Below are 24,816 nucleotides of genomic sequence, written 5' to 3' on the forward strand. Positions count from 1 at the left end.
TCATTTGACTCCACCCGCACAGCGGGTGGTTTTGAGCCTCGCGCGTCTCCGCGCGAGCCCGGCTAAAGCCTCTATAAAAAAAGGCCTCCGCAGCGCGGAGACCTCATGTCACAAGATGGCTACTGTCGGGCACTCAGCCAAGCAACCGCTATTTTTTGTCGCAAGAAAAACTCCCAGCTCGGCGCGTTGTGCTATCCTTGGCGTAATCATTTTCGAGGTGAGCCTATGACGATTGCATTGCGCGCATTAAATCCGCAGGACGCGGAAGCTGAATACCGGTTTTTCCAGACCATGCCGGAGGAAAATGGCTTTGAGGTGCCGTACCAGAGCATCACTTTTCAGGAATTTGTCGAGACGGCCATTCCGGAACGGCTGCTCAGTGCCCAGGGGCTCGGTCCGGCAATCGGCCGCGTGCCGGACACGTACTTTTTTCTGTGGGACCAGGGCCAGCTGATCGGGCTGTTTAAAGTCCGCCACCGCTTGAATGACCGGCTCCGCCACGGCGCCGGCCACATCGGCTACGGCATCCTGCCGCAATTTCGCGGCCAGGGCTACGGCACCCGCGGGCTCGCGCTGGCGATCAAGGCCTGCGCCCGCCTGATGCCGGCGGCAGAAACCGAGATTTACCTCTCGTGCGCCCGCACCAATCTCGCCTCACTGCAGGTAATGCGCAACAACGGCGGGCGCGTGGTAGACCGCGACGAGAAGGAAAATTACGTGCGCATTCCGCGGCCTCAGTGCTGAGCCTGGTACGGTTCGTCTCCGCCGAATGCAAAAAATCACCGCGTACCCACAAAGGCGCCGCCTCCAGTCAAGGAGCCGACGCCTTTTAGACCAGATTCACTTATTCCGCACGGATCAGCTGATCGATATCCTGTTTGACCAGCATCCGCCACGTCACCGCGCCGAAGACCAAGCCGATCACCGCCAGGGCGAGTGCCACCATGGCGATTTGCGGCAGCGGCAAAAACAGGTGAACGCCCACCGCACCGATCGCCATCACGCGGTAGAGCAGCCAGGCTAACCCCAGCCCAAGCACACTGCCCAAAAGCCAGCCCTGGGCGAACAGCTGGCCGTACTGGGCCGTTTGCATCAGCACCAGCTGCTTGGGCGTCGTGCCGATGGATTGCAGCATCGCCAATCCGCGGCGCTGTTCCAGTAAATTGGCGAAGGTGTGATTGATGACCGTCGCCAAACTGACTAGAGCAATGAGCGTAATGAAGCCGTACGCCCCCACCTTGACCGCCGTGGTCACCGCGACGGCTTGCTGGTTGTCCGCCACAATATCCGTGATCTGTGCCTGCCCGAATCGGGCCTTGAGGGCATGGACGAGCGCAGTGTGTGCCGACGGGCGTGCGAGCTTGACCATGAGTGTCGTGCTTAAATCACCAGGCGCGACCGCGAGCTTTTTTTGCCAGCGGTGATAGTCACGGGCAGCCAGCACCAACAGCGGGTAGCCGTACGTCTCAAACAGCCTGAACCGTGGCTGCTCGGCCAACGGCTTGATGGCCACGCGGATGCGCTGACCAGGCTTTTGCCCGGACGCGCGTCCTGACAAGAGGGTCAAGGTGCGCCCAGATTTTCCCGCGATGGTCCACCGCTCCTGGGCGCTGCTCCCGGTTCCGGTCTGGATCTTCGTATTCAACACGGTGGGCCGCCCGGCAAAGACAGCCTGAGCGACCGAATCGCTCACCACAGCGAGCTTGACGACCTCCCCGTCGTTTTGCCCGGCGTCTTGAATGACCAAGTTAGCCGTGCGGACCGCCAGGCTGGTCTTGATCCCGGCAGCCTGCTTCACCAGGGTGCGCGCCGTCCGCGTCTGATCCCCCTGATCGGTGATTTCGGCAATAATATCGGCATTCTCCGGCGCGGCAAAATTGCGCCAAATGTTACCAACAAAGCCGGTCAGGCCGACAAACAGCATCACGGTGAGGGTCAGCGTCACCAGCATGGTGCCTCGTCCGGCTTGCCGGCGGCTGAACTTGGCGGCCAGCAGCAGAAGCGGCTGCTTGATGCGCTTCATCAGCCAGGTGCTTTTCAGCTTGCGCTTGGCCAGCTTGGGCTTCGGCTCCAGTGCGCGGACCGCCGCGATTGGCGTCACCCGACTGGCGCGAAAAGCCGGCCGGGCCGCCGCCAGCAAGGTCACCAGAATCAGGAACACCGCCGCAATCACTAGTGGCAGCCAGTCAATCGTCAGCACCAGCGCCAGCGGCAGCTCACTGCTGCGCAGCATCTGATTGAGAAAGTGAAACGTGAGGCTCAACCCGCCAATCCCAAGCGCCCCGCCAAGTAATAACGCAGGCACGGCCAGCGTGACGCCCTGCCAGTACACCAGGTGCCGCAGCTGCTTCGGCGTGGCGCCCAATGAGCGCAAGAGACCGTAGTGCTGACGGTGCGCCTTCACGCTGAGATTAATGCTGGTGTAGATCAGGGTCAACGACACTGCGCCGATGATCGTCAAGATGATCACGAGCACCGCGAGAATGGTTTTAACACTACGCGACTGATCAGCCTCTCCCAAGACGGCCAGGGCCAGAGTGTTGTAGGTGACTTGCTTGGGGTTCAGCCCGTTGGCCGCCGCCATTGCCCCCAGCCGATGCCGCAGGTTGAAGGGGTCTTTAGGCAAAACGGCGAGCGCTTGGTTGCCCGTCAGCTGAGGGAGCAGCCGCACCACGCCGGTCGTCGGGAAATAAGTGCGACTGTACGGCGACACCGTCCCCACGATGCGGTAATGGGCCGTGCGCCCGGCGATGGTGATGGCGACTCGCTGCCCCACCTGCCGTTTTTTACCCATCAGCTCAGTGGATAAGAGAACTTCATCGGTCTGACGCGGCAGCCGCCCGCTGTACAGCAGCGGGGCCAGTTGCTTGCGGTCGCCCAGCGCCAGGCTGGTCGTCGGCAGCGTTGCGGTGATCTTGGTGTGCGTTGTTCCGGCCACGACCGTCTTGCCGCTCACCTGGTACCGCAGCGTTTTGGCAAAGGCCGGATCAGCCGCAAGCCGCTTAGCCGTGCTGGCAGGACTAGCCGGGAAAGTCGCCACCATGCCGCCGGTGTCATTGAGCTCAAGGTGGTAAAACGCCGTCTGCAGACTGCGCAGGCCCACCAGCGTCGCGACCACGAGCGTCGCCGCAATGGTCATCGCGCCGATCGTCATCAGGGTGCGGCTCCGTTCGGTTCTTAGGCTGCGCCAGCTGAGTTTGGTGATGATACCCATCTGCTCACGCCCCTTCCGTCAGGCGGCCGTCGGTGATGGTAAGGACCCGCTTGGCCTGGGCGGCGACTTGCGGATCATGCGTGATCACAATGATGGTCTGGCCCTGCTGAACGTTGGCCGCGTGCAGCAGCCGCATGATTTCCTGGGAGTTGCGCTGGTCCAAATTACCGGTCGGCTCATCGGCCAACACGATCGCCGGCTGATTGATCAAGGCGCGGCCGATCGCCACGCGCTGCTGCTGACCACCGGACAGCTGCCCTGGCAAACTGTCCTTTTTCGCCGCCAAGCCCAGCTGGATCAGCAGCGCGTTGAGGCGCTCCTCGGGGACCGTTTTGCCGTCCAGTTCGGTGGGCAGGGTGATGTTCTCGGCCACCGTCAGGCTGGGAATCAAATTGTAGAACTGATAAATCAGCCCGACTTGGCGCCGGCGAAAAATGGCCAGTTGGGTCTCGTTAAGCTGATACAAGTCAGTGTCGTAGAGCTGAACCGTGCCGCTGGTCGGGCGATCCACGCCGCCCAGCAGGTGCAACAGGGTCGACTTGCCGGAGCCAGACGGGCCCACGACCGCGGTAAATTCACCCGGCTCAATGCTCAGGCTGACGTTATCCAGTGCGGCCTGATCCTCCCCAGGGTATTTTTTGACTAGGTTCGTGGCAGTCAGAATTGCCATCGTCCTCACCTCCAGCTTGAAGACTACCCTGCTAAAGTGACAAGAGAGTGACTAGTGGAACCATTCGACCCGCATGCTGACGCAATTCGCCTCGTTGCCTACGGTCAGGCGGCCATCCCCCGCCGCAATGATGCCCTGGGCAATCGCCAAGCCAACACCCAGGTTGTTCGGCGCGCTTTGGCTGCCGCGATAAAACCGCTCAAACAGATGGGGCAGATCCGCTTCGGGAATGGCCGGGCCCTCATTGGTGATGGTCACGATGGTCGAGATTGCCGTCGCTGCCGCCGTCACCGTCACAAGGGAATCCGCCGGAGCGTGCTCGAAGGTGTTTTTGAATAAGTTGATCAGCGCCTCTTGCATCAGCCGTTGGTTCACGTTGACGGTCAGGTCAGGGGCGACCTGCCACTTCATCGTCACGTGCCGGTCGGCTACCACCGGCAAAAGCGGCGCCAGACTGGCCCGCAGCAGCGTATCCAGGCTAACCGGGGTGCGGCGCTGACTCAGCGTATGCGTGTCCACCTTCGCCAGCAAGATCAGCTGCTCGACTAGTTGCGCCAGGCGGCGATTCTGAACCAAGAGTTCTTTTCTTGTTGCTGCCGCATTCGCACTCGTCAGCAGCTCACTCAAGTTCGTCGCCGTGGCAATGGGCGTCCGCAGCTGATGGGCGATGTCCGTGATGGCCACCGTCAGCTGATCGCGGTCGCGCTGCAAGTCCTCACGTAGCGCCTCAGTCTGGCGGGCATAGTGAAACAGCTCGTTGTGCAGCGCTGAGAACGCGCCCTCGTCGTTGAGCGTCATCTGGTAGTCCGCCTGACCAAAGCGGGCGCTGCGAAGCTGATCCTCAATGGCGGCCAGCCGCTGCCGGGTCATGCGGCACCATCGCCAAGAAAAGAATGCGATGGTACTCGCCCCAAGTAACCAGACGCCAAAAAGACCAAGTCCCAAGTTCGGACTCAGCCACGCCAGCGCGCCACAAGTCAGCGTTAGGATCAAGGCTAGGACGCCTGCCAATTCTGTGATGCTGCGCACTTCAGGTTTGGTCATTGAGAAAATACCCCACTCCCCGGATGGTTCGAATCAGCTGCGGCGCAGTGGGTTTCGTCTCAAGCTTTTCACGCAGACGCTTGATGGTCACCGTCAGCGTGTTGTCGGCCACATAGGCCTCCCGCGCATCCCACAACCCGGCGATCAGCTGCTCGCGGCTGACTAGCTGACCGCGGTGCTGGACCAAATATTTTAAGAGCCGCCACTCTGTCGCCGCAAGCGCAACGGGGACGCCTACTTTCGTTACGCGGCCGCTCATCAGGTTGACTGTGACATCGCCGAGCCGCACCGGCGCGTCAGGCCAAAACTTGTTCAGGCGAGCCGCCAACACCGCCAAGCTGACGGGTTTGACCACAAAGTCGTCGGCAAGCTGCAACCCAGCTAGTTCAGCCTGCTCCTGATCGTTTGCCGTGAGCACCAGTACTTTCGCCGTCAGGTGCGGCCGCCAATCTTGGAGGCAAGTAAGTCCATCCCCATCCGGCAGCGTAAGGTCCAAAATAATTGTGTCCGGACTCGCTGCGACCGCCTGGTTGGCTTCGGCAAGTGTGCCCGCCTCGGTCACGCGATACTGCGCGGCGAAAAAGCTTACCATACTTTGCCGCAGGGCCGGCTCATCCTCAATAATTAGCAGCTTCATTGCTACTCCCCCAGTCAGCCAGATTACCGTACGTTAATCGAATTGTAAGCCTTGCCACCCATCAATACAATTTCGGCTCGCTAGGATGCTGCTTATTCAGCTAATTAAAAATAGGCCTTGCTGAAGTCAACAAGGCCTAAGGTTCACACTTTCAGACTAAGAACAGTTAACCAGAAACACCAGCCCTAACTGCGTTTCCGCTCAACTTGCATCTTGACGTATCGCCTCAGCGTCTGGATCAGTAAGCCACCAAAGAGGCCAAGTAAAATCAGCCCGACAATCAGCAGGCCCCAATCGCGATCGCGCATCATCTGCCACGTCAGCCAACCGCCCAAAGCCGTGCCCGCACCATCAACCAGCACCGCAATGATGAGCTGGATCAGGGCGCGCCGGCGATGCCCTGCGTCAAACTGTGGGAGTAGGATCAGCTCCAATAGCGGTTCCAGCAGGCAGCCCAATAAATCTTCCATCACGTATGTCCCCCAATGCCCCTCTAGGCCATGATTAGCTTAAAGACTGCCGGATCCTTGTCAATGAGTTCCAAAAGCCGCCGTGAACTGCCGCTCGGCTTCGACCGACCAGTTTCCCAGGCCTCAACCGTCCGGGGAGAAACGGCGAGGCCACGGGCAAGCACGCGTTGCGTAGCGGGAATCTTGCTGCGAATTTGCTTAATTTGCTCAGGACTATACTTCGGCGGATTCGCAAATTTGGCATGTTTAACGATCACTTCGCTGTCATCGCCGTTAGCGTACTTCTCGAGTGCCTTCAAACTCTGCATTAAAGTGGCTTTGTCTGCCATAATCTAAAACCCCTCATTGTGTAGTAGACGGAGCAATCTCACAAACGCACTTTTCTCTTTCTCTGATAGCGTTAAACGTCGAATAAACCAATCGCCCTCAGTGTGACCACTCAGTAGCTAACCCGCACCCTGCCACTTTTCGGAAGCTTATACGATGATATAGTACCATGCGCTGCTAAGCTATAACAAAACGGGCCCCACCCCGCTGTAATTGCCAGTGCAGGTGAGACCCGTTTTTTTTGACTCAAACTTACTTCTCCAGCGCCGCTTCCAGCGCCTCAAGCTGACGCTGGAACGTCGCAAACGCCGCCTCCAGGTAGTCGGGCTTGGTCACGTCGATGCCGGCGCGCTTCAGGATGTTGACCGGCGTGTCGGAGTTGCCGGCGCGCAGGAACTCCTTGTACGCCGCGACCGCCGGCGTGCCTTCCGTCAGGATGCGATTGGCAAGCGTGGTCGCGATCGCCTTGGAAGTCGAGTACTGGTACATGTAGTAGTTGTAGTAAAAATGCGGAATATACGCCCAGTATGCTTCCGGCCATGGGTTGGCTTCAACATCCGGCCCGTAAAAGGTCATCTCGATCTCATGGTACTTGGCGCTGAGGTCGTCCGCGGTCAGCGGCGTGCCGGCCGCTTCGGTTTCGTACATGTACTTTTCAAACTCGGCGAACTGAGACTGGCGGTAAACCGTACCGATGAAGTCCTCGACCGCCGTCGTCAGGAGGTAAACCTGCTTGTCGTGGTCGCCCTTGGTCTGGTCGAGCATGTACGCGTTGAGCAGGCTTTCGTTGGTGGTCGACGCGATTTCCGCAGTGAAGATCGGGTACTCGTGGTCCCAGTACGGCTGGCTTTCGTTGGCGTAGACACTTTGCATCGCGTGGCCGGATTCGTGCGCCAGCGTGCTCATGGCGTCGTAGGTATCCGTCCAGTTCAGCAAAATGTACGGGTGAACGCCGTACGCGACATTTTCAAAGCCGCCCGAGGTCTTGCCCTTGGTTTCCAGCACGTCGACCCAGCGGTGCGCAAACTCGTCCTTCAGGTGCGCCTGGTAATCTTCACCCAGCGGCGCCAGCGCGGCCAGGTCAGTCGCCTTGGCTTCCTCGTAGGTCGGCGCAAACGGCGGCTTGGTCCCGGTCAAAGGAATCGCCAGGTCCCAGGTGTGCAGCGTGTCCAGCCCCAGCACCCGCTTGCGCAGCGCGTAGTAGCGGTGCAGCAGGTCGAGGTGGGCGTGCGTCTGGTCGAGCAGCGTGTCGTACACGGCCTCGGGGATCTGGTTGGCGGACAGGTCCATGTCGCGCGCACTATTATAGTGGCGGACGCGGGCCAGCGTGTTTTGGGTGTGCATGTGCGCTTGCATGGTCGCGGCGAAGGTGTAGCGGTGGTCGTAGTATGCCTTGGCGAACTGGCGCGTCGCCTGCTCACGAGTCTTGGCGTCGCCGTTTTCCAAAATAACGCGGCGCAGGCCCTTGGTCAGCGGCTGCGTTTTCCCTTCGTAGTCAATGTTGCCATAAGTCAGATCCGCGTCGTCCAGCGTCGATTCGATGTCCTCGGCACTGTCAAAAGTCGTACCAAAACTGGCCAGCAGGCTTTCCTGGTCCGGCGTCAGCACGTGCCCGACCTGGGTGCGAATGCGCGCCAAGGCGTGAGTGTACTGCTTAAGCCGCGGCTCAGCTTCCGTAAACGCCGTCACCTGGCTATCGGGCATTGCCACAATGGCCGGCTCGAACCAGGACAGCTGCGCGTCAAAGCTGCTTTGCGTTTGGTTAAAAGTGGCCGCCAGCTGCGCGGCTGCGGGGTCTGTGGTGTCCTGCGACACGGCCAGCTCGGCGTACAAACCCAGGCGGTCGAGGCGTTCTTGCGCCTCAAAGTAGTTGCGGATCACCTCATAAAAGTGCGCGGCGTCGGCGGTAAAGCTTTTCGCCTGACCGGCCAGCTTGGCCGTCGCGGTGTCAGCAGCCTTGATCCCCGCGTCAAAGTCCGCCGGGGTCGCAAATAAATCCTTCAAATTCCAGGTCAACTCAACTGGCGCATCAGCGCGCTGAATCTGCTCTGCCATCATAAATCCCCTTTTCCCTACTGATTGATTTCTTTATCGTAGCACATGAGACTACACGCCACTAGCGCCGGGCAAGCAGCCGGGCGAAAACATTATGCAAGGCCAGGTACAGGATCGGCACGATGAACGCGGTCGCCACGGCGTTGATCACCGCCGCCAGCAGACTCGCAAACGCGGCACCGACCGCCACGTGGAACGACGTGCCAACCATCAGCGCCTCGACCACCCCGACCAAGTACGAGGTGACCACCTTGGTGAAGCCAGCGATGATGCCGATAGCCACAATGCGGCCGGGATGGTTTTTCAGGTTCAGCACCCGCACCAGCAGCGTGACCACGATGGCCATCACGGCAACCTCAGACACCGTCAGCCAAGACGTCGCGGCGTACCCGTTGAGCACGTCGAAGCCGCCGAGCCCAATCGCCCCGGCGACAAAGCCCCAGCCCCCGCCGAGAAAAATAATGGCCAGGATCATCAGCGGATTGCCGAAGTGGATGAACGGCCGGCCGACGATTGCCGGCAGCGGAATCCGCAGCACCCAGATGCCAATGTAAATAATAGCAGCGAATAACGCGGTAAAAATTAGTTTACGCGTGCGTAATGTGCGATCACTCATCATTTATAACTCCTCCAATTCTCGGCTCAGCCACGGCAGCCCGGCGGCAAAGTTCAGCCCTAGCCGCGGGTCGTCAGTTTGCTGAATCGCCCGGGCAACAAAATTGGCCGCTAAAATGGCGGCGTGCTGCAGCGTCTGGCCGCGCATCAACGCCGCGCAAACAACGGCGGCAAACAGGTCCCCGGTGCCAAAGTAATGGCCAGGCAGGCGCTGATTGCGGTTCAGCCAGGCCGGAGCGGCCGCGTCGGTGCAGCCGGCCACCGCGAGTGACCCATCTAGCAACGGAATCCCCGTGACCAGCACTTGAACACCAAATGTTTTGACCAGTTGGGTCGCCAAACCTGCCGCTGCTTCATCGGATTGCGGCGCTAGGTCGGGCTCCTGGCCCAACAGCAGCTGTGCTTCCGTTAGGTTCGGGGTGATGACGGACGCCTGTGGGATCAGCTCCCGCATCGCCGCCACGTACGCGGCGTCAAAGCCCACATACAGCTTGCCGCCATCGGCCATGGCCGGGTCCAGCAGCCGCACCGGTGCTGCATGCCAGTCGGGCAAGACCTGCTGCCAGGCCGCCAGCGCCGTTTTGCCTAAGTAACCGAGCAGAACGCCTTGGGGCTGCAGCGGCAGGGCCTGCCAGTGCGCCGACGTGGACGCGATTTGCGCGGCCAGGTCAGTGACCACGGGCCGGCCGAGGCCACCGGTGTGCGTTGAGAGATAAGCAGTCGGCAGTACTGCGCAGTTGAAGCCCAGGGCCGCCAGCACCGGCAGCGCCACGCCAAGCGACACCTGCCCGACCCCGGACAAATCCTCGCTGATGATCACCTGTGGTTGTGTCAAGGCACCCCACCTCCTAGGAGCCAATCATACCAGCTTTTGCGCGCGCGACCACGTTCTATTTCTGAAAATCTGTTCGCCGCCTAATTAAGGTATAATCGAACTTAATATGTGGAGGCGAGACTATGATTGGCACGCTGTTTAACGTCACGATGATCATCATTGGCAGTTCAGTAGGAGCGCTGTTTAAGCGCGGCATCCCGGATTCTGCGCACCACGCGCTGATGACGGCGATGGGCCTGGCGGTCATGATGCTCGGCATCAATACGTCGATTCAGAAAATGCCGCAATCTCATTACCCTGTCCTCTTTATCGCCAGCATGGCGCTTGGCGTCCTCATCGGCAGCGGCCTCGACCTGGACGGCCGCTTCAACCGGCTGCTGAGTCGCGCCAGCACAAGCGGCTCCAACCTGGGCGAAGGCCTGTCGACCGCGATTCTGCTGTTTTGCATTGGCACCCTGTCGATCGTCGGACCCATGGAGGCCGCGCTCAAACAGGACTACACCTTCCTGTTTACCAACGGCACGCTGGATCTGATCACCTCGATGGTCCTCACCTCAACTTTCGGCATTGGCATCATGCTGGCCGCGCCGGTGCTGCTGTGCTGGCAAGGTGGCATCTACCTGATCGCGCTGCTGCTGCGCGGCGCGATTTCTTCCGCCCTGCTCACCGAGATTTCGATCGTCGGCGGCGTCTTAATTTTCGCGTCTGGCGTCAACCTCCTCGGCCTGGCCAAAATCAAAACGCTGAACCTCCTGCCTGCGCTGGCGATCCCACCGCTATTCTTCGGCGTGCTAGCGCTGTGGAGCCATTTTTCCTGAAGCATTGTTCAGGCCTGCATGCGTGTCACTGCACAATATCAAGTGCCTAATTCAATCCATGAACCATAATAGTTGGCAGCCGCCAACTATTTTTTTGACTCGGCCCTATTTTTTCATTCACGATCGTTTATATGCGGCACTTTTAGCTAAAATAACAAGCATTTTTATATTTATTGAACGTTCTAAAACCCTTTTATACCAGCATTATTTATGATAACTATAATTATTTTAAATTTTTCAAGGGTTCTGAGTTGCTGGCATGTGAATTATCTCGTTATGATTAATTACGTAAGCTAGTAATGTCACTGTCACTCACAACACTACAGGAGGTAGTTTTTTCATGAAGAAAGGTTTATTCACTTCTGCTTTAGTTCTCCCGCTCGTTGCGATGGGTTTAGGGACCGGCGCACCGGTGCTGGCAGACACGGTTGATGTAGAACCAGCAAAGGGCCAGGCTCAAGTGGCCGACCAAAAGACGTCCAAGGCCACAGTTACCGTAAAACCTGGCAAACTTCAGTTAATCTCGGTTCCAAATCTGAAGTTCAATTCTGTTACGGTCAAGAACCTTGCGACTCAGCAGAACACGAAGACTTCGCTCAGTGGCCGCGACGCACCAAAGGTTGAGTTGGAAGATTTCCGCGGCGACAAGCAAGGCTGGGAACTGCGTGCGCAACTTGGTGACCTAAAGCTTAAGGACAACACAAAGCTGTCGAACACCAAGATCCATATGCACTTGGACAATCAGAGCGGCAAAGACCTCAATATGCCGAACATGCTTAAGGGCGGCGTTGTCCTGGATGCCGGCGGATACGCAGAAAGTCTGCTGAAGACCAACAAGACAAATGGTTTTGGCGCAGCGAAGTATCTGGTGGACGCTGAGATGAACATTGGCAAGCAAGAAAAGGCAACCGCTGGTGACTACTCCGGTACAATCACCTGGTCACTGTTCGCCACTCGCTAATCTAATTTCACCACAGTCACAGCCTTGACTGTGAGCCGATGGCATGGTGTCATCGGCTTTTTCTTTGGCAAAGGAGGGATCGAACTTGATAAAAGCCACTCTCAGTTGGCTCGCTGCCTTGGCCGCTGCGCTGATGCTCGCAAGTGCTTCGCCGGCACTCGCCGCGGATAACACTCAAAGCCTAGACAGCAATGCCACCGTCAGGGTCATCGACGATACGATCGAAGAGCCCGACCCTGGCGAGGAAGACAAAGAACCTGAAGAAGGCGCCGTCGTGGATCCAACCGACAAGGAACCGGGCGATCCGACGCCGGAACCGGTTGATCACCCAACCAAAAATGAGAACGAGGCCCTGCCGCAAGCCGGCAGCCAGTCAAGCGTCGTGCTCATTGCCGCCGGACTGATGGTGCTGGGCGCGATTGCAGCGGCCAGCTTGACCACGCGCAATAGAAAGAAGGGTTAATATGCGGCAAAAGAAAATTCTGTCCCTGGTGACCCTGGCTTGCGCGCTTGCGATGCCGCTTTCCAGTATCAGCCCGGTCCTGGCGATCGATGATCTCACACCAGCGACAACCTCACCCGTTGACACCGCACTGGCAGAGACGGACACAACAGAAACTGCATCGGCAGCGGACGCTTCGGCCGAACAACCAAGCGTGGCGGTCCCAGCCCCTGAGGCTGCAGCACCTGAACCTGCGGCGCCGGCAGAAACACCGGATCAGCCCGCCACCCCAGCACCTGAGACGGCTGTTCCTGAAGCAACTGCCCCAGAAGCCGAAACGCCCGCAGAAGCGGTCGAACCGGTTCGCGAAAACTGGCAAGGCAAGGCTACCAGCGACGCCCGCCTGGGCACCAGTTGGAATGCCAGCCAGCCAATCGGCACCACCGTGAACGTGGGCGACCGGGTCGTGATGCGCTACTCCTTTGACCGCGGCTCCTCCCAGAATATTGACTGGGGCAAGTTGCAGGCGGAATTTGCGATTCCGGCCGACTACCAGCTCGCAGCCGAGAACGGGCGGGTCACGATTCAGGTCAATGGGGCCAACCGGCAGATTCAGACCAGTAACCTGAACGAGTTCAAGCTAGGTCAGATTCAGATCCCGACTCGCGGCCAAGCCACTGTCGACGTGCCGCTGATCGCGAAAAACGACCAAGGTCGGCAAAATCTTGCCACTGGTAATTTCTTCGTGGGCAGCCACCACGCTACCACCAGCAAGCACTTGACCAAGCCGCGCCACCAGGTTTCGCTGACCGTGCCAGGGTTTAATTTTGGCCAGACTTCGGTCCGCGACATCGCGCTGGGCCAAGTGACGCTGAGCACTGCCAACAGCACCATGGCCGTGAAAAACACGCACGAGGCTGGCCGCGTCACCGCTAGCATGACCAGCTTCAAACTAGGCCAAGGCTATCAAGCCGGCAACGTCGCGCTGCAGTTCGGCATCGGCAACAAGGCAATCACCTTGCGCGACGATGCGACGCCGCTGACCATCGCTGACGGCAAGAGCAACACCTATCAGCTGACGAATAGCAAGCTGATCATCAATCAGTTCCGCGGTATCACCGCCGGCGAAAAAGCCGCGGAGATCACCTGGACACTGACGAACGCGCACTAACTAGCACCACGGCAGGGCGCTATGCCCTGCTTTTTAATTATGGCGAAGGGTTCAAAGTTGCACGATTCGCCGCCACCTTAATACAATTAAATTAGTAAACCAAAGCATTTTCTACTCATTCTCATAAGTCAGGAGATATGCCAATGAAAACCTTACGACTCCTCCTTGGTGCGCTGACGCTCGGCGTCTGCCTCGCGTTTGGCCACCACCAACTCGTGCAGGCCGCCGGTGCCGATTTCACCGTCACGCCGCAGCTGGGCCAAGATCAAATCAATGGCACCACCGACTATTTCAACCTGCTCGTTCAGCCCGGGCAATCGCGCCCGCTGCAGGTGACCATTGAAAACACCAGTGCTAGTGCGAAGGATTTCACCGTCTCCTTGACCAACGCTTTTAGTCAGGGCAACGGGGAAATCGGCTACGAACCGAAAGGTCAAGTCGACAGTTCCCTGACGGTGCCGCTCACCAGCATGAGCAGCCAACCTGAACAAACGGTGCGCATCCCCGCCGGTGGCAGCCAGCTGGTGACGGTGCCGCTTCAGGTCCCGGCGGAAGGCTTCGACGGCGTCAAGCTGGGGGCGATTTACGTGCTCGACCAAAGCGTCAGCGAGCCCACCGAGGCCGGCGAAGGCATCAGTCTGAGCAACCGCTTCGCCATGGTCATGGGCGTTCAGCTCCAGACCAACGCTGATGCGGTAGTGCTGACCAAGCCGGACCTCAAGCTCGGGACCGTCGCGGCCGGCACCGAAAAGGGTAACGCGAACGGTGGCGTCATCGTCAACCTGCGCAACATCGCGCCAATTTACATCGATAATCTCAAAGCAACGGTAACGGTCACGCGCAAGGGCGAGGATAAGCCGACCCTGGAGCGCACCGTCAGCGACTGGTCAATGGCGCCAAATTCCGTGCTGCCGCTGACCGTGCCAGCCAAAAAGGAACTCAAGGCCGGCGACTACACGGTGAAGATTTCAGCCGCCACCCCGGATCAGGACTGGCAGTTCACCGAGCATTTCACCATCAAGGAAAAAGAAGCTAAGAAGGTGAACAAGGCGCTGGGCCTGACCCCACCACCAAGCGGTCCGACCAGTGGCAACTGGCCTTGGCTCGCAGCGGGCGGCGTGGCGTTGCTTGCGCTGACCGGCGGCCTGTTCTGGTGGCGGCGTCGCAGTCGGCAGGCACCGGCAGCTTAACCAAGCGCACTGACACAAGTAAAAAATCCCTCAAATCTGGGCACTACTGCCAGATTTGAGGGATTTTTGACGTTGCCAGTTTGTCAGATCAGCACGCCTTCGCAGTGCGCGACCTCATGTTGAATGATCTGGGCGACAAAGCCGGTGAATTCCTGGGTGTGCGGTTTAAACTGCGTATCCTGGAACTGGACAGTGATCTGCTCAAACCGGGTGGCAGGCCGCTCCCCATCCAGGCTCAGGCAGCCTTCGGTGGTTTGGTACTGGCCACTTTTGGCCGTGATCTGCGGATTGACCATGACCACCGGCAGCGGACCCATTTGCACGATGATGATGCGCTTGGCGACGCCGATCATATTGGCGGCCATGCCGACGCAGCGCGTGGCGTTGGCCGCCAGCGTGTCCTCGAGGTCCTGCATCACTGGGCGGTCGGCAGGCGTGGCCGGCTTTGCTTTTTGCTGCAGGAAGAGCTGGTCTTTTTCAATTGGTTTGATCATCTGCTTGCCCCTTTTCTAAACGGCCTTCAAAATCGCCTGGCCGGCCTGGAACACCAAGTTCACGCCGTAGCCCATCACGATGACGCCGGACACAATGTTGATCCACATGATGAGCCGGCGCGGCAGCCGGTCCTTCAGCAGGTTCAGCGCGAGGGTGATGACCGTGAACCACACGGCACTGGCGGAGACAATGCCGCCCAGAAAGACGACGGCTTGCTCACCGGTCAACGGCGCCCGCAGTGCCCCCAGCGTCACCCCGGTGTCGATCAGTGCCTGCGGATTGCCGAACGAGACCACGAAGGCCCCGGTGAACCACTGGCGCAGGCTTTGTTCCTGCTGACTGTTGCCAAACGCGGCGGCGTTGGCCCCGCGCAAAATGCCCCAGCCGGTCCAGATCACGACCACCCCGCCGATGCCCATCACACCGATGCGCAGAACCTCGTTGCTGGCCAAAAGCGACCCAAAGCCCAGAAACGCCACGGTCGACAGCAGCGTGTCGAACAGCCAGATGAATCCAAGCACGATCAGCGCCTTTTTCAGCGGGTTGCTCAGCGCATTATTGAACGCGAAAATGTTCTGCATGCCAATCGACGACACCAGCGCCAGCGCGATCACGAAGGCGCGCAGGTACACCGCCAGCATCAGCGCGCCGCCGGCTTTTCGGCAAAACTCGCCCAGAAGGTCGGGATGCGCAGCTGGTCGAGGCGGCCTTCGCCGTTGTAATCCTCGTACATATCTTTAAACGACAGGCCGGCCTGGAGCTGGCCGCGCAGCTGCTCGTCCAGCGTGTGAGAAAACTGGATGCCGTCTTCTTTGGTGTCGATGCTCGCCATCAGCTTGGCGTCTTTGAGCGGGTTATACGGCAGCCCCCGGATGATTTTTTCCTCGCGGTCCTCGTCAACGATGTAGTTGATGCCATTGTCCATCCCCACCAGCAGGCGGCCGCCGGGCTTCAGGATGCGGCAGCACTCGCGCCACAGCGGCAGCACGTCTTCAATGTAGCAGTTCGCCACCGGCTGGATGATCAGGTCAAAGGCCTCATCGGCAAACGGCAGCGGCTGGGTCATGTCGGCGCGCACGATTGTGATGGCGTACCCTTCGTGATCGGCCAGCATGCGCTCGGTCTGTAGCTGCGCCTGAGAATAATCCAGGACCGTCACCTCCGCGCCCATCGCCGCGAGCAGCGGCATCTGCTGACCGCCGCCGGACGCCAGGCCCAGCACCTTCTTGCCGCGCATGTCGGCAAACAGCCAGTCGTGCGGCATCGGCCGCGTCGGCGTGAGGAGAATGTCCCACTGGCCGTGCTGCGCGTTGACGTAGGTCTGGTGATCGATCGGCTGACCCCACCGCCAGCCGGCCTTCACCCAGCCGTCCACCGTGTCTGCGTTAATGTCCTGATAACCCATGAGTGCCTCCGCGAAAAATTAGTTGCGTTAATCATAGCATATTAAAAGCGGGCTGCATTGGGCAGCCCGCTGATTTTGACGGTGTGGTTGAGTTACTTCTTCAGGAGCTTCTCGGCCAGGGCCTTGACGTCGTCGTCGCTCATGTCAAGCACCGGCTTCATCTGCTCTTCGGTCTTGATCGTGTCGTGGTTGTTCGCTTCCATGTAAGCGTCCCAGATCGCGTCGCGGACAGGGGTTTCCTCATCGCTCCAGTCAAACACTGCGTTCATCGGTTCGTCGAGTACAAGAGTCTTTTCTGGGTCTACTGCCATGATTTAATACCTCCGTATGTTTTTGTCTTAATTAACAACAAATTCATTATAGAACACTTTTGCCTAAAAGTGTTAAATTTTCTAGCACTTTATTTTGTTGAGTGCTAACGCTTGACAAATCACTGCCCGGCGCGGGCACTTTTCGATTGACACGGCCTCCAGATAAGCCAACCATATAGTTGTCACTACAATGGAAAAGAGTCTGCTCATGAATGTTCTGCGCACCATGTTCTCCTCGCTCAGTGAAAAAAACTTCCGCTACTTCTGGCTCGGCCAGTGCGTCTCGACCATGGGTACCTGGATCCAGCGCACCGCGCAGACCTGGCTGGTGTACGAAATGACCAAGTCCGCCTTCAAGGTCGGCCTGCTGTCCGCGTTTCAGTTCATCCCCATCATGGGCCTGACGCTGGTGGCCGGCACCCTGATCGACCGCTTCCCCAAGCGCACCATTTTAATGATCACGCAAAGCGCGTTCTTGCTGCTGGGCGTGGTGATGACCGTGCTGGTCTACACCGGCATCGTGCAGTACTGGGAGATCCTGATCATCGCGCTGCTGTATGGCTGCTTTCAGGCCTTCGACACCCCGACGCGCCAGAGCTTTGTCGTCGAGCTGGTCGGCCAGAAGAACCTGATGAACGGCATTTCGCTGAACTCCACCATTTTTAACCTGGCAAAAATCGCCGGCCCGGCACTGGCGGGCGTGCTGATGGCGCAGTTTTCCGTCGGCTTCTGCTTTCTGGTCGACGCCATTTCGTACCTGGCCGTGCTGCTTGGGCTGTTTTTGATCCGGCAGGACCACGTCGTCGCGTCGCATTCGCACGAGCGCGTCTGGACCGACCTCAAGGAAGGCCTGCACTATGTCTGGACCCACGCCGCCGTGCGCCTGTCCGCCGAGCTTATGCTGATCGTCTGCACGCTGAATTTTAACAACAACGTCATCATCCCGATTTTGGCCAAAACCGTCTTCCACGGCGGGGCGCAGACCTACGCCAACCTGCTCTCTGCCACCGGCGTCGGGTCGCTCATCGCCGCCTTTTTGATGAGCTACCTGTCGCGCTACGGCATGCAGCGCAACATCTACCTCTGGGTCGGCATCGGCACCGCGACCCTGCAGGCCGGGATGCTGTTTGTGCGCAGCTACTGGCTCGCCATGCTGGTGATGGTGCTGGTCGGCTTTTGCAACATGGTCTTTCTCAACCAGTCCAACGCGTCGTTCCAGTTCAACATTCCAAACGAGCTGCGCGGGCGCATCATGTCCGTCTACGTCCTGCTCAACCAGGGTTCAACGCCGGTTGGCTCGCTCTATGTCGGCAGCGTCATGGACGTGTTCGGCGGCCTGTGGGGCTTCCCGTCGTGCGGCATCTTGGCGCTCATCCTGCTGATCCCGACCCTGCTCGTCAACCGCAAGCTGGTGTCAAAATGGTTCCACCAAAGCCGCGCTGACAGCATTCGCGAAGCGTCGGGGCAATAGTTCGAGATGCAAAATGTTTGCCGAGGCATCTGGTGTTGGTCAGGAGCTTTAGCGATAATAAACATACCCTGTAAGTCTTCAAGCGCGATTCTGAATCACCTTTTCTCGCAAAAGAAAAAGTGTCAGCATTCCCATACACAACAGCGCGCCTTGCACTTCAATGTGCAAGGCGCGTTGTTTTATGTGGCGCCATCATTCAGAATGCCCCCAGCAGAAGGGCCACCCCCATGCCGGCAAACACAAGCCCGATGAAGAAGCTGTAGGCCAGCCCGAATGGCGAAAAGGTCGCGGGGTTCGGGTCCGTGCGCCGCGTCAGCGTGTGCCGAAACCGAAAACTTAAGTAAACTTGCCAAGCGCCCAGTAAAATCAGCGCGATGCCTGCGATGGTTTTCCACATGATCATCACTCCCTTGCCCGTGGTGCGAGCTCAGAACTGCATGAAGAACGTCGCAATCCCGATTCCAATAAACACGACGCCTAGATAAAAGCTGTCCGCCAGCGCCAGCAGCGAAAACGAGGAGGTCGACGCATTCCCATGATGCGTCACCTGATGACCGTAGCGCTTGCTGACCACCATCTGCCAGATCCCCAGCAGAACGAACAGCACCCCAACAATTCTTTCCCACATGTTACTTCCTCCTTTAACTGCCCTCAGCATAGCGCTTTCTTGGGCGGCTAAATCAGGCCTTGGCCGCGATTTGGCTCCGGCTAAAGGCTGAGCAAAACCGGCTTATTTGACTGGTGGGACTGGAGGAAGGTCAGGCTTAAATCAGCGCTCGCACGCGCCGCCGCAAGTCCGGCACCACGCTGGCCTCAAACCACGGGTTCTTCTTCATCCAGCCGTAGTTCAGCGGCGAAGGGTGCACCAGCGGGAAGTATTGCGGCAAATAATCCTGATAATGCTGCACCGTGGCCGTCAAGGTCCTCTGTCGGCGCTTGCCCAGGTAGTAGTGCTGAGCGTACTGACCGATCAAAAGCGCCAGCTCGGCGTGCGGCATCAGCTTGAGCAGCGGCGCGTGCCACTTTTCCGCAAAGCCCTTGCGCGGCGGCAGGTCGCCGGACTTACCCTTGCCCGGATAATAGAAATCCAGCGGCAGGATGCCGATGCGGCCAGTCTCGTAAAACTCCTCGCGCGTCACGCCCATCCAGTCGCGCAGCCGGTCGCCGCTGGGGTCGTTCCAAAAGCTTTCGGTTTCCTGAGCGTTGCGGCTGGGCGCCTGACTGATGATGAGCAGCCGCGCGGCCGGGTCGATTTTGTACAGCGGCTTGATCCCGGCCGCGGTGTACGCGGCGTTTTGCGGGTCGGCCATGATGGCGTTAAAAATCTCACTGGCGGTTTGCATGCTGATGCTGTTTGGCCTCCTTGCGGGCGAGTTTTTTCGACAGGCCATGCTTGTTGGGCTTGGCGACCCGTTTGTGCGGCCGCTTCTCCGCGTAAAACACAAAGTAGCCGTCGCGCTCGGTCACCTGCACGAAGCCGAAGACGCTTCGAATCTTGTTTTCGTACCAGGTGCGGCGCTTGGTCACCATGTACAACTTGCCAAAGTCGCTCAAATGCTCATGGGCGCCTTCGATGAAGCCCTTGGCCACCTTGAAGTCCGTGTGGTACGGCGGGTTGGACAGCACCGCATCAAAGGTCTGGCCGTTGAGCTGACCCCACCCGTCACTGACCAGTGCCCGCACCCGAACGCCATTGGCCGCGGCGTTATGCTGCGTCAGCCGCACCGCATCCGGGTCGACGTCGACCGCAGTCAGCACCGCGTCGGGCAGCGTTTTGGCCAGAAAAGTGGCGACGAACCCGAAGCCGCAGCCCAAGTCGAGGATGCGGCTCCCGTCGTTCAGCTGAGCGGCGTCAAGCATCGCCGCCGTGCCGCGGTCTAGGCCGTGCGGCGAGAACACCGTGGCATCCGTTTCAAATGTTAAAGAGACATCGTGGTAATCGATCTGCATGAAATTCCTTCCACCCCGCTAAATCACAGTCGCGAGGTTATCCTTCAGGACCTGCGCCGATTCAGTGAGCCTAGCCAAGTCATCCGCGTTCAAGTCCAACTGTAAAATGCGATCCAGCCCCTGGCCCCCGAGCAGCACCGGCACGCCGATCGACACGTCGCGCAGGCCGTACTCGCCTTGCAGGTGCACGGACATCGCAAACGCCGCGTGGTCGTCGTTCATGATCGCTGCGGTCAGGCGCGTCAAGCTGGCGGCGATGCCGTAGAAGGTCGCGCCTTTTTTATCGATGATCGAGTACGCCGCCGTTTTGACCTGGTTGCTCAACGCGTCAAAATCGCGCGCCTGCTGGGCCTTCGGGACAAAATCGCACAGCGGCTGGCCGCCGATCGTTGCAAAATCCCACACTGGAAACTCGGAATCCCCGTGCTCGCCCATGATGTACGCGTGCACGGTCCGGACGTCAACGTTGTAGCGGCGGCCAATCTCCGAGCGCAGCCGGGCGGAGTCCAGCGCCGTGCCCGAGCCCAGCACGCGGTCGCGCGGCAGACCGGACAGGCGCAGCACCAGTTCGGTCAGCACATCGACCGGGTTGGACGCCACCAGGATGATGCCATCGAAGTGGTTGGCCATGATATTTTTGGTGATGTCCGTGATGATCGCCGCGTTTTTCGCCAGCAGCTGCAGGCGCGTCTCGCCAGGCTTTTGCGCGACGCCGGCCGTGATCACGACCAGGTCGGCGTACTCGACATCCGCGTAGCTCGCCGCGTAAATACTTTTCTGCGCCACGTACGGCAGCGCGTCGGACAGGTCCTCGACGTCACCTTGCACGCGGGTCATGTTGACGTCGATGATGCCCAGGCTGCCGCCCACCCCGCTGGTGAGCAGGTTAAAGGCGTAGCTGGAACCGATCGCACCGTCGCCGATCAAGACAATATTGGCTGATTTCATGAGGAATGCCTCCTTATGGACTGAGTGAAGTGACCACCGCTGAATACTGGCCTATAGGCGCCTGGCAGCTCTCGCGTTGCGTCTTCAGTATACAGGCCGCGTCGGGGAAAAGAAAATATTTGCGCACCACACAACGATCTCGCGCCAACCAGGTTTTCCCTATTCGAACCGCCAATAATGCGTTAGAATTAAAGCGCATACATAAGCGATGTGCTGCTAACTCATTGCCCATTGCACATGCCGGATATTATAGGAGGAGTGGTCTTGAAAAAAATCCTCGTTGTCTTAACTAACACGACTCAGTTCACCAAAAAGCCTGAAGCCACCGGCCTCTGGCTGGGTGAAGCGACCGAGTTCGTCGACGTCATCGCTTCGCATTACCAAATCGATTACGTCAGCCCGCAAGGCGGCTATGTGCCGCTAGACCCGCGCAGCCTGAAAGCCGCCGACGCCGCGGTGCTGGCGCGGTACCGCGACCGTGAGTTCCAGCGCAACGCTTTGTGCGACACGTTAGCCCCTGGCGTGATCAACCCCACCGACTACGCGGCCATTTACTACACCGGCGGCCACGGCGTGATGTTTGATTTTCCGGAAAATTCAGCGCTGCAAACCATTGCGCAGCAAATCTACGCCTCTGGCGGCTACGTGACGTCGGTCTGCCACGGCATCGCCGGCCTGTTCAACCTGCAAGACAACCAGGGCCAGTACCTGATCGCCGGCCGCCACGTGACCGGGTTCACGACTCAAGAGGAGATCCTGTCGCAAAAGCGCGGCCTTGTCCCGTTTTTGAACGAAAAAGTCGCGAGCGACCGCGGCGCCCACTTCGATAAAAAAGTGCCGTTTCGCCCCTTTGCCATCAAGGACGGCCAGCTGATCACGGGGCAAAACCCGTGGAGCGTCAAATCCGTTGCCAACACCTTGCTGCAGGCGCTGACTGGGACAAATTAAAACCCGCGCAGCGGATTGTGCACGGGTCTTGAAACTTTACTGATAGAGACGAGCGGCCTTGCTTGCTTCGGCAAACTTGGCGCCCGCCTTTTTGTTCGCACTTTTCAGGGCGGTGAGTTCCTGACTGAACACATCAACTTCGCCGGTCAGCGCGGCCAGCCGCTTGGCATCGACCACCAGCTCGCTGGGGTGCAGCGCGTGCAGCGCAAACAGGATGTCCAGCCCGACGTTGAGCAGTTGCGGCTGCCACAGGTGCTGCAGGTGGACCTGAATGCCCTGGCAGACCTCGCCTTGGTACTGGCCCGCCAGCGGTTTGAACACGGTCGGCCGGTAGTGGACCTGGCCACTTTGCCCGGCCAGCGTCTGGCTGAGCATTTCGCTGAGTTTTTGGCTGTTCAGCCACGGCGCGCCAAACTGCTGGAACGGCAGCGTGGTGCCGCGCCCGACCGAAACGTTCAGCCCCTCAAGCATCCCCAGTCCCGGCAGCAGTGCCACGCTGGCCAGCGCTGGCAGCGTCTGCGCCGGGGCGATCCACGGCAGGTCATTTTCCGCCACCGTGCCGGTCGCGTCCCACCCGGTCACCGGCACCACCCGCAGGTCGCACTCGATTTGCGGATTCGCCCAGCGCGCCAGCTCGCCGGGCGTCAGGCTGTGCAAGATGGGCAGGCCGCCCACCCCTTTTTCAGAGGCGAGCGCTGCCGGCATCGGCGTGCCTTCCGGATCCAGGCGGCCAAGCGGCAGCACGCGGTCAAAGACCACGAAAGGCACATCCACCTCGGCTGCCGCCTGCATGCCCGCCAGCTCTAGCACCATACTGGCGTCGAACCGCACGCCGGTGCCCGCGATGTCGTAGGCCAGCACGTCCACGTCCGCCAGCGCCGCTGTGGGCAAATTGGCGCCGGTCAGGGTCACGACCGGAACCGCCGAACCTGGCGCAATCGCGTCCTCCGGGCAGAACAGTTTAACGACTGTCCCGAGCGTGTTCAGCACCTGCGCGTCAGGAGTGAAATCCTTAGCGACCCCGGTCTGATTGGTAATCAGCCCAATGCGCTGCCCCTTCAGTGTTTTTTCCGCCATTTGGCTGTTGTCGATCCCGTTGTTGGCCATCAGTATCCCTCCGCATTTTGATAATTCCACCCTACCTCAACCCCGCCCAAAAACAAACCTTTGTGGCCTGCCTGCACCTAGCCGCTGCGAAAAAGATTCGCCTTATGCTGCCGGTCATGATTAAATATCACTTAGGCAATGGAGGGGAAAAACATGATGAAATGGCAAAAAATGTCCGCCAAGGCGCGTGAAGTGCCCTACAATTGTTAGACAAAGAGTCTAATGATTGTGGGGCTTTTTTGATGACAAAGTATTCTAGTAATCTTAGGGCAAAGGTGGTTGGCGAATATCGCAGAGGCGGAATTAGTATGGGAGACCTCTGTATTAAGTATGGAATTGGCTCTCACGCGACAATTCAAACGTGGCTTAATGAAGCGGAGCAACATGGTCTTAGCTCTCTCAGAGTCAAACATAGGAAAACTGACTACTCAGTAGACACTAAAGTAGCAGTGGTAGAATACGTGCAAACACACGAGACTAGTCGTCGCAGAGCAGCGGCACACTTTGGCATCTCACCGAGTCAGGTCAATAGCTGGGTGAGAATCGTCCAAAAGAAAGGTGTTGCTGGCCTGCGGCCCAAGCCTAAGGGAAGGCATACCACGAGTAAGCGAAAGAACAAGAAGAACGGCGAGAAGATCTTTAAGACCATCGAGCCCACCAAAGAAGAACAGTATCAGCAAGAGATTATAGAGCTTAAGCGGAAGCTGCACGAGGCAGAGATGAATCGCGACATTTTAAAAGTGCTAGCGACCATGACGGAGAACTCGCAGACTCACTCACCACGAAAGTGAAGACGAGCGTCGTGACTTCGTTACGGCCGCAATATGGGCTTCCAGCACTGTTAGCTGCCTTGAAGCTACCAAGAGCAACCTATTACGACCGACTCAAGCGTGACAAAAAACCGGACAAATATGCCAAGCTAAAAGCCTTTATCAGGCCGCTATTCCATGAAAAACATGAAATCTACGGCTATCGTCGCATATACAGGGAAACGCTAAAAGCAGGGTTTAAGTACGCGGAAGAGACAGTCTGGCGAGTCATGCGGAGTATGGGATTGTCTGTGACGCTATATTCAAAGCATACGTCCAGATACAGCTCCTACAAGGGAACCGTCGGAACCGTTGCGAAAAACGTGCTTAAGCAGCACTTCAACGCCACATTACCGCTCACAGTGATGCATACCGACGTGACCCAAGTACGGCTCACTAACGGTCAATGGGGCTATATTTCAGCCATTACTGACGAGGCAAGCCGTGAGGTTCTTGCGTTCTCAGTAAGCAGTTCTCCTAACAAGGAAATGATCCAAGAGACGTTAAATGAACTCAAACGCCACCTCTTGCCTGGCTCCCGCCCGATTCTCCACTCAGATCAAGGCTGGCAATATCAGATTCCTAGTTATGTAGCTCAACTCAAGCAGATGAACATTCAGCAAAGCATGTCGCGTAAAGGTAATTGCCACGATAATGCGCCCATCGAAAGCTTCTTCAACTTGCTTAAACGAGAATGCCTGAACCGTCTCACTATCGGCAATATCGCAAACTTACGCGACACTGTGGCCGAGTATAGCGACTGGTTCAACCATGAACGGATTTCCTTGAACAAGGATGGTCTAACGCCCGTGGAGTACCGAGAGATGATGGTAACTGAGCAGATGGAAGTCGCATAAAAAGCCTACCTTCCGTTGAAGGTAGACTTCATTAAGGAACCAGATATTGTTGTGGTAGAAAATTTG

Annotated in this window: 29 protein-coding genes and 1 pseudogene; 11 read left to right on the forward strand and 19 right to left on the reverse strand. The window is 58.4% G+C overall.

The genetic code is table 11. The features are described 5' to 3' along the window. Window positions 1-225: 225 nt before the first annotated feature. Window positions 226-744: a GNAT family N-acetyltransferase gene (locus tag EKM86_RS04810; protein ID WP_125755596.1), complete on the forward strand. Its 519-nt coding sequence runs from the start codon at window positions 226-228 to the stop codon at window positions 742-744. Window positions 745-844: 100 nt separating this feature from the next. Here the strand turns inward: EKM86_RS04810 and EKM86_RS04815 are convergent, their stop codons facing one another. The 9 genes from EKM86_RS04815 to EKM86_RS04855 all read right to left on the reverse strand — a co-directional run bounded on the left by EKM86_RS04815 (window position 845) and on the right by EKM86_RS04855 (window position 9,867). Further along, complete coding sequence (locus EKM86_RS04815) at window positions 845-3,214, reverse strand: ABC transporter permease (RefSeq protein WP_125755598.1); 2,370 nt, start codon at window positions 3,212-3,214, stop codon at window positions 845-847. Between the two features lie 4 nt (window positions 3,215-3,218). Further along, window positions 3,219-3,884 carry an ABC transporter ATP-binding protein gene (locus EKM86_RS04820; protein WP_125755600.1) on the reverse strand — a complete coding sequence of 222 codons (666 nt, stop codon included), beginning with the start codon at window positions 3,882-3,884 and terminating at the stop codon, window positions 3,219-3,221. Window positions 3,885-3,935: 51 nt separating this feature from the next. Further along, window positions 3,936-4,928 carry a sensor histidine kinase gene (locus EKM86_RS04825; RefSeq protein ID WP_125755602.1) on the reverse strand — a complete coding sequence of 331 codons (993 nt, stop codon included), beginning with the start codon at window positions 4,926-4,928 and terminating at the stop codon, window positions 3,936-3,938. Continuing rightward, window positions 4,915-5,565 carry a response regulator transcription factor gene (locus tag EKM86_RS04830; RefSeq protein ID WP_125755604.1) on the reverse strand — a complete coding sequence of 217 codons (651 nt, stop codon included), beginning with the start codon at window positions 5,563-5,565 and terminating at the stop codon, window positions 4,915-4,917. Before EKM86_RS04830 ends, EKM86_RS04825 begins: the two co-directional genes overlap by 14 nt. Window positions 5,566-5,750: 185 nt before the next feature. Next, window positions 5,751-6,035 (reverse strand): hypothetical protein, encoded by a 285-nt coding sequence (locus tag EKM86_RS04835; protein WP_125755606.1) that lies wholly within the window; start codon window positions 6,033-6,035, stop codon window positions 5,751-5,753. A gap of 23 nt (window positions 6,036-6,058) precedes the next feature. Next, entirely contained in the window at window positions 6,059-6,364 is a 306-nt protein-coding gene (locus EKM86_RS04840; RefSeq protein ID WP_125755608.1) for a helix-turn-helix domain-containing protein, read from the reverse strand. A gap of 250 nt (window positions 6,365-6,614) precedes the next feature. Continuing rightward, entirely contained in the window at window positions 6,615-8,417 is a 1,803-nt protein-coding gene (pepF, locus tag EKM86_RS04845; RefSeq protein ID WP_164506171.1) for an oligoendopeptidase F, read from the reverse strand. A 61-nt stretch (window positions 8,418-8,478) separates the two neighbouring features. Continuing rightward, window positions 8,479-9,033 (reverse strand): ECF transporter S component, encoded by a 555-nt coding sequence (locus tag EKM86_RS04850; RefSeq protein ID WP_125755736.1) that lies wholly within the window; start codon window positions 9,031-9,033, stop codon window positions 8,479-8,481. 3 nt (window positions 9,034-9,036) lie between these two features. After that, complete coding sequence (locus EKM86_RS04855) at window positions 9,037-9,867, reverse strand: PfkB family carbohydrate kinase (RefSeq protein WP_125755612.1); 831 nt, start codon at window positions 9,865-9,867, stop codon at window positions 9,037-9,039. 122 nt (window positions 9,868-9,989) lie between these two features. On the opposite strand from EKM86_RS04855, the gene EKM86_RS04860 reads away from it, so the two are divergent. From EKM86_RS04860 to EKM86_RS04880, 5 genes are all read left to right on the forward strand, one after another. Further along, the gene (locus EKM86_RS04860; RefSeq protein ID WP_125755614.1) at window positions 9,990-10,685 is read left to right on the forward strand and encodes a DUF554 domain-containing protein; all 696 of its coding nucleotides are present in this window, start codon (window positions 9,990-9,992) and stop codon (window positions 10,683-10,685) included. 340 nt (window positions 10,686-11,025) lie between these two features. Continuing rightward, a complete protein-coding gene (locus EKM86_RS04865; RefSeq protein ID WP_125755616.1) occupies window positions 11,026-11,646 on the forward strand; it encodes a WxL domain-containing protein in 621 nt (206 codons plus the stop codon). An 85-nt stretch (window positions 11,647-11,731) separates the two neighbouring features. Beyond that, the gene (locus EKM86_RS04870; protein ID WP_164506172.1) at window positions 11,732-12,109 is read left to right on the forward strand and encodes an LPXTG cell wall anchor domain-containing protein; all 378 of its coding nucleotides are present in this window, start codon (window positions 11,732-11,734) and stop codon (window positions 12,107-12,109) included. 1 nt (window position 12,110) lies between these two features. After that, window positions 12,111-13,259, forward strand: a complete 1,149-nt coding sequence (locus EKM86_RS04875; protein ID WP_125755620.1) for a hypothetical protein — start codon at window positions 12,111-12,113, stop codon at window positions 13,257-13,259. A gap of 143 nt (window positions 13,260-13,402) precedes the next feature. Next, window positions 13,403-14,449 (forward strand): DUF916 and DUF3324 domain-containing protein, encoded by a 1,047-nt coding sequence (locus EKM86_RS04880; protein ID WP_164506173.1) that lies wholly within the window; start codon window positions 13,403-13,405, stop codon window positions 14,447-14,449. 83 nt (window positions 14,450-14,532) lie between these two features. Here the strand turns inward: EKM86_RS04880 and EKM86_RS04885 are convergent, their stop codons facing one another. The 4 genes from EKM86_RS04885 to EKM86_RS04900 form a co-directional block, all read right to left on the reverse strand. Further along, on the reverse strand, window positions 14,533-14,943 hold the full coding sequence (locus tag EKM86_RS04885) for a peptide deformylase (protein ID WP_125755624.1): 411 nt from the start codon (window positions 14,941-14,943) through the stop codon (window positions 14,533-14,535). Between the two features lie 15 nt (window positions 14,944-14,958). Then, complete coding sequence (locus EKM86_RS04890) at window positions 14,959-15,585, reverse strand: LysE/ArgO family amino acid transporter (RefSeq protein WP_125755626.1); 627 nt, start codon at window positions 15,583-15,585, stop codon at window positions 14,959-14,961. Beyond that, a complete protein-coding gene (locus EKM86_RS04895; RefSeq protein ID WP_125755628.1) occupies window positions 15,585-16,349 on the reverse strand; it encodes a class I SAM-dependent methyltransferase in 765 nt (254 codons plus the stop codon). The genes EKM86_RS04890 and EKM86_RS04895 overlap by 1 nt, the downstream gene beginning before the upstream one ends. Window positions 16,350-16,441: 92 nt before the next feature. After that, window positions 16,442-16,663, reverse strand: coding sequence for a P8 family protein (locus tag EKM86_RS04900; protein WP_082397761.1), 222 nt, complete (start codon window positions 16,661-16,663; stop codon window positions 16,442-16,444). A 187-nt stretch (window positions 16,664-16,850) separates the two neighbouring features. Here EKM86_RS04900 and EKM86_RS04905 point away from each other — a divergent pair, with 187 nt between their 5' ends. Continuing rightward, window positions 16,851-18,131, forward strand: coding sequence for an MFS transporter (locus EKM86_RS04905; protein WP_404820085.1), 1,281 nt, complete (start codon window positions 16,851-16,853; stop codon window positions 18,129-18,131). A 196-nt stretch (window positions 18,132-18,327) separates the two neighbouring features. Here the strand turns inward: EKM86_RS04905 and EKM86_RS04910 are convergent, their stop codons facing one another. From EKM86_RS04910 to EKM86_RS04930, 5 genes are all read right to left on the reverse strand, one after another. Further along, window positions 18,328-18,528 (reverse strand): hypothetical protein, encoded by a 201-nt coding sequence (locus EKM86_RS04910; RefSeq protein ID WP_125755630.1) that lies wholly within the window; start codon window positions 18,526-18,528, stop codon window positions 18,328-18,330. 30 nt (window positions 18,529-18,558) lie between these two features. Continuing rightward, window positions 18,559-18,759: a hypothetical protein gene (locus EKM86_RS04915; protein ID WP_125755633.1), complete on the reverse strand. Its 201-nt coding sequence runs from the start codon at window positions 18,757-18,759 to the stop codon at window positions 18,559-18,561. Between the two features lie 136 nt (window positions 18,760-18,895). Beyond that, complete coding sequence (locus EKM86_RS04920; RefSeq protein ID WP_125755635.1) at window positions 18,896-19,474, reverse strand: uracil-DNA glycosylase family protein; 579 nt, start codon at window positions 19,472-19,474, stop codon at window positions 18,896-18,898. After that, the gene (locus EKM86_RS04925; RefSeq protein ID WP_125755637.1) at window positions 19,458-20,081 is read right to left on the reverse strand and encodes a class I SAM-dependent methyltransferase; all 624 of its coding nucleotides are present in this window, start codon (window positions 20,079-20,081) and stop codon (window positions 19,458-19,460) included. The genes EKM86_RS04920 and EKM86_RS04925 overlap by 17 nt, the downstream gene beginning before the upstream one ends. 18 nt (window positions 20,082-20,099) lie before the next feature. Continuing rightward, the gene (locus EKM86_RS04930) at window positions 20,100-21,029 is read right to left on the reverse strand and encodes an L-lactate dehydrogenase (RefSeq protein WP_125755639.1); all 930 of its coding nucleotides are present in this window, start codon (window positions 21,027-21,029) and stop codon (window positions 20,100-20,102) included. 264 nt (window positions 21,030-21,293) lie between these two features. Here EKM86_RS04930 and EKM86_RS04935 point away from each other — a divergent pair, with 264 nt between their 5' ends. Then, window positions 21,294-21,977, forward strand: coding sequence for a type 1 glutamine amidotransferase domain-containing protein (locus EKM86_RS04935; protein ID WP_125755641.1), 684 nt, complete (start codon window positions 21,294-21,296; stop codon window positions 21,975-21,977). Window positions 21,978-22,013: 36 nt separating this feature from the next. Here the strand turns inward: EKM86_RS04935 and EKM86_RS04940 are convergent, their stop codons facing one another. Beyond that, window positions 22,014-23,084 carry an exo-beta-N-acetylmuramidase NamZ domain-containing protein gene (locus tag EKM86_RS04940; protein ID WP_125755643.1) on the reverse strand — a complete coding sequence of 357 codons (1,071 nt, stop codon included), beginning with the start codon at window positions 23,082-23,084 and terminating at the stop codon, window positions 22,014-22,016. 17 nt (window positions 23,085-23,101) lie between these two features. On the opposite strand from EKM86_RS04940, the gene EKM86_RS12360 reads away from it, so the two are divergent. The 3 genes and pseudogenes from EKM86_RS12360 to EKM86_RS04950 all read left to right on the forward strand — a co-directional run. Further along, on the forward strand, window positions 23,102-23,275 hold the full coding sequence (locus EKM86_RS12360; protein ID WP_164506174.1) for a hypothetical protein: 174 nt from the start codon (window positions 23,102-23,104) through the stop codon (window positions 23,273-23,275). A gap of 51 nt (window positions 23,276-23,326) precedes the next feature. After that, complete coding sequence (locus EKM86_RS04945; RefSeq protein ID WP_225419353.1) at window positions 23,327-23,875, forward strand: helix-turn-helix domain-containing protein; 549 nt, start codon at window positions 23,327-23,329, stop codon at window positions 23,873-23,875. Beyond that, window positions 23,863-24,750, forward strand: a pseudogene (locus EKM86_RS04950) (IS3 family transposase); the annotation flags it as partial. The gene EKM86_RS04945 and the pseudogene EKM86_RS04950, both read left to right, overlap by 13 nt. Window positions 24,751-24,816 lie beyond the last annotated feature (66 nt).

The sequence above is a fragment of the Lacticaseibacillus hegangensis genome, from assembly GCF_003946465.1.
Taxonomy (GTDB): Bacteria; Bacillota; Bacilli; order Lactobacillales; family Lactobacillaceae; genus Lacticaseibacillus; species Lacticaseibacillus hegangensis.

What these genes read in the sequence shown, in the direction of transcription:
- EKM86_RS04940 (WP_125755643.1), bottom strand. Translation starts at nt 23,084, where the DNA reads ATGGCCAACAACGGGATCGACAACAGCCAAATGGCGGAAAAAACACTG.
- EKM86_RS04875 (WP_125755620.1), top strand. Translation starts at nt 12,111, where the DNA reads ATGCGGCAAAAGAAAATTCTGTCCCTGGTGACCCTGGCTTGCGCGCTT.
- EKM86_RS04920 (WP_125755635.1), bottom strand. Translation starts at nt 19,474, where the DNA reads ATGCAAACCGCCAGTGAGATTTTTAACGCCATCATGGCCGACCCGCAA.
- EKM86_RS04895 (WP_125755628.1), bottom strand. Translation starts at nt 16,349, where the DNA reads ATGGGTTATCAGGACATTAACGCAGACACGGTGGACGGCTGGGTGAAG.
- EKM86_RS04880 (WP_164506173.1), top strand. Translation starts at nt 13,403, where the DNA reads ATGAAAACCTTACGACTCCTCCTTGGTGCGCTGACGCTCGGCGTCTGC.
- EKM86_RS04815 (WP_125755598.1), bottom strand. Translation starts at nt 3,214, where the DNA reads ATGGGTATCATCACCAAACTCAGCTGGCGCAGCCTAAGAACCGAACGG.
- EKM86_RS04830 (WP_125755604.1), bottom strand. Translation starts at nt 5,565, where the DNA reads ATGAAGCTGCTAATTATTGAGGATGAGCCGGCCCTGCGGCAAAGTATG.
- EKM86_RS04925 (WP_125755637.1), bottom strand. Translation starts at nt 20,081, where the DNA reads ATGCAGATCGATTACCACGATGTCTCTTTAACATTTGAAACGGATGCC.
- pepF (WP_164506171.1), bottom strand. Translation starts at nt 8,417, where the DNA reads ATGGCAGAGCAGATTCAGCGCGCTGATGCGCCAGTTGAGTTGACCTGG.
- EKM86_RS04810 (WP_125755596.1), top strand. Translation starts at nt 226, where the DNA reads ATGACGATTGCATTGCGCGCATTAAATCCGCAGGACGCGGAAGCTGAA.
- EKM86_RS04865 (WP_125755616.1), top strand. Translation starts at nt 11,026, where the DNA reads ATGAAGAAAGGTTTATTCACTTCTGCTTTAGTTCTCCCGCTCGTTGCG.
- EKM86_RS04885 (WP_125755624.1), bottom strand. Translation starts at nt 14,943, where the DNA reads ATGATCAAACCAATTGAAAAAGACCAGCTCTTCCTGCAGCAAAAAGCA.
- EKM86_RS04930 (WP_125755639.1), bottom strand. Translation starts at nt 21,029, where the DNA reads ATGAAATCAGCCAATATTGTCTTGATCGGCGACGGTGCGATCGGTTCC.
- EKM86_RS04850 (WP_125755736.1), bottom strand. Translation starts at nt 9,033, where the DNA reads ATGAGTGATCGCACATTACGCACGCGTAAACTAATTTTTACCGCGTTA.
- EKM86_RS04910 (WP_125755630.1), bottom strand. Translation starts at nt 18,528, where the DNA reads ATGTGGAAAACCATCGCAGGCATCGCGCTGATTTTACTGGGCGCTTGG.
- EKM86_RS04945 (WP_225419353.1), top strand. Translation starts at nt 23,327, where the DNA reads ATGACAAAGTATTCTAGTAATCTTAGGGCAAAGGTGGTTGGCGAATAT.
- EKM86_RS04905 (WP_404820085.1), top strand. Translation starts at nt 16,851, where the DNA reads ATGGAAAAGAGTCTGCTCATGAATGTTCTGCGCACCATGTTCTCCTCG.
- EKM86_RS04890 (WP_125755626.1), bottom strand. Translation starts at nt 15,585, where the DNA reads ATGCTGGCGGTGTACCTGCGCGCCTTCGTGATCGCGCTGGCGCTGGTG.
- EKM86_RS04825 (WP_125755602.1), bottom strand. Translation starts at nt 4,928, where the DNA reads ATGACCAAACCTGAAGTGCGCAGCATCACAGAATTGGCAGGCGTCCTA.
- EKM86_RS04840 (WP_125755608.1), bottom strand. Translation starts at nt 6,364, where the DNA reads ATGGCAGACAAAGCCACTTTAATGCAGAGTTTGAAGGCACTCGAGAAG.
- EKM86_RS04860 (WP_125755614.1), top strand. Translation starts at nt 9,990, where the DNA reads ATGATTGGCACGCTGTTTAACGTCACGATGATCATCATTGGCAGTTCA.
- EKM86_RS04835 (WP_125755606.1), bottom strand. Translation starts at nt 6,035, where the DNA reads ATGGAAGATTTATTGGGCTGCCTGCTGGAACCGCTATTGGAGCTGATC.
- EKM86_RS04820 (WP_125755600.1), bottom strand. Translation starts at nt 3,884, where the DNA reads ATGGCAATTCTGACTGCCACGAACCTAGTCAAAAAATACCCTGGGGAG.
- EKM86_RS04915 (WP_125755633.1), bottom strand. Translation starts at nt 18,759, where the DNA reads ATGTGGGAAAGAATTGTTGGGGTGCTGTTCGTTCTGCTGGGGATCTGG.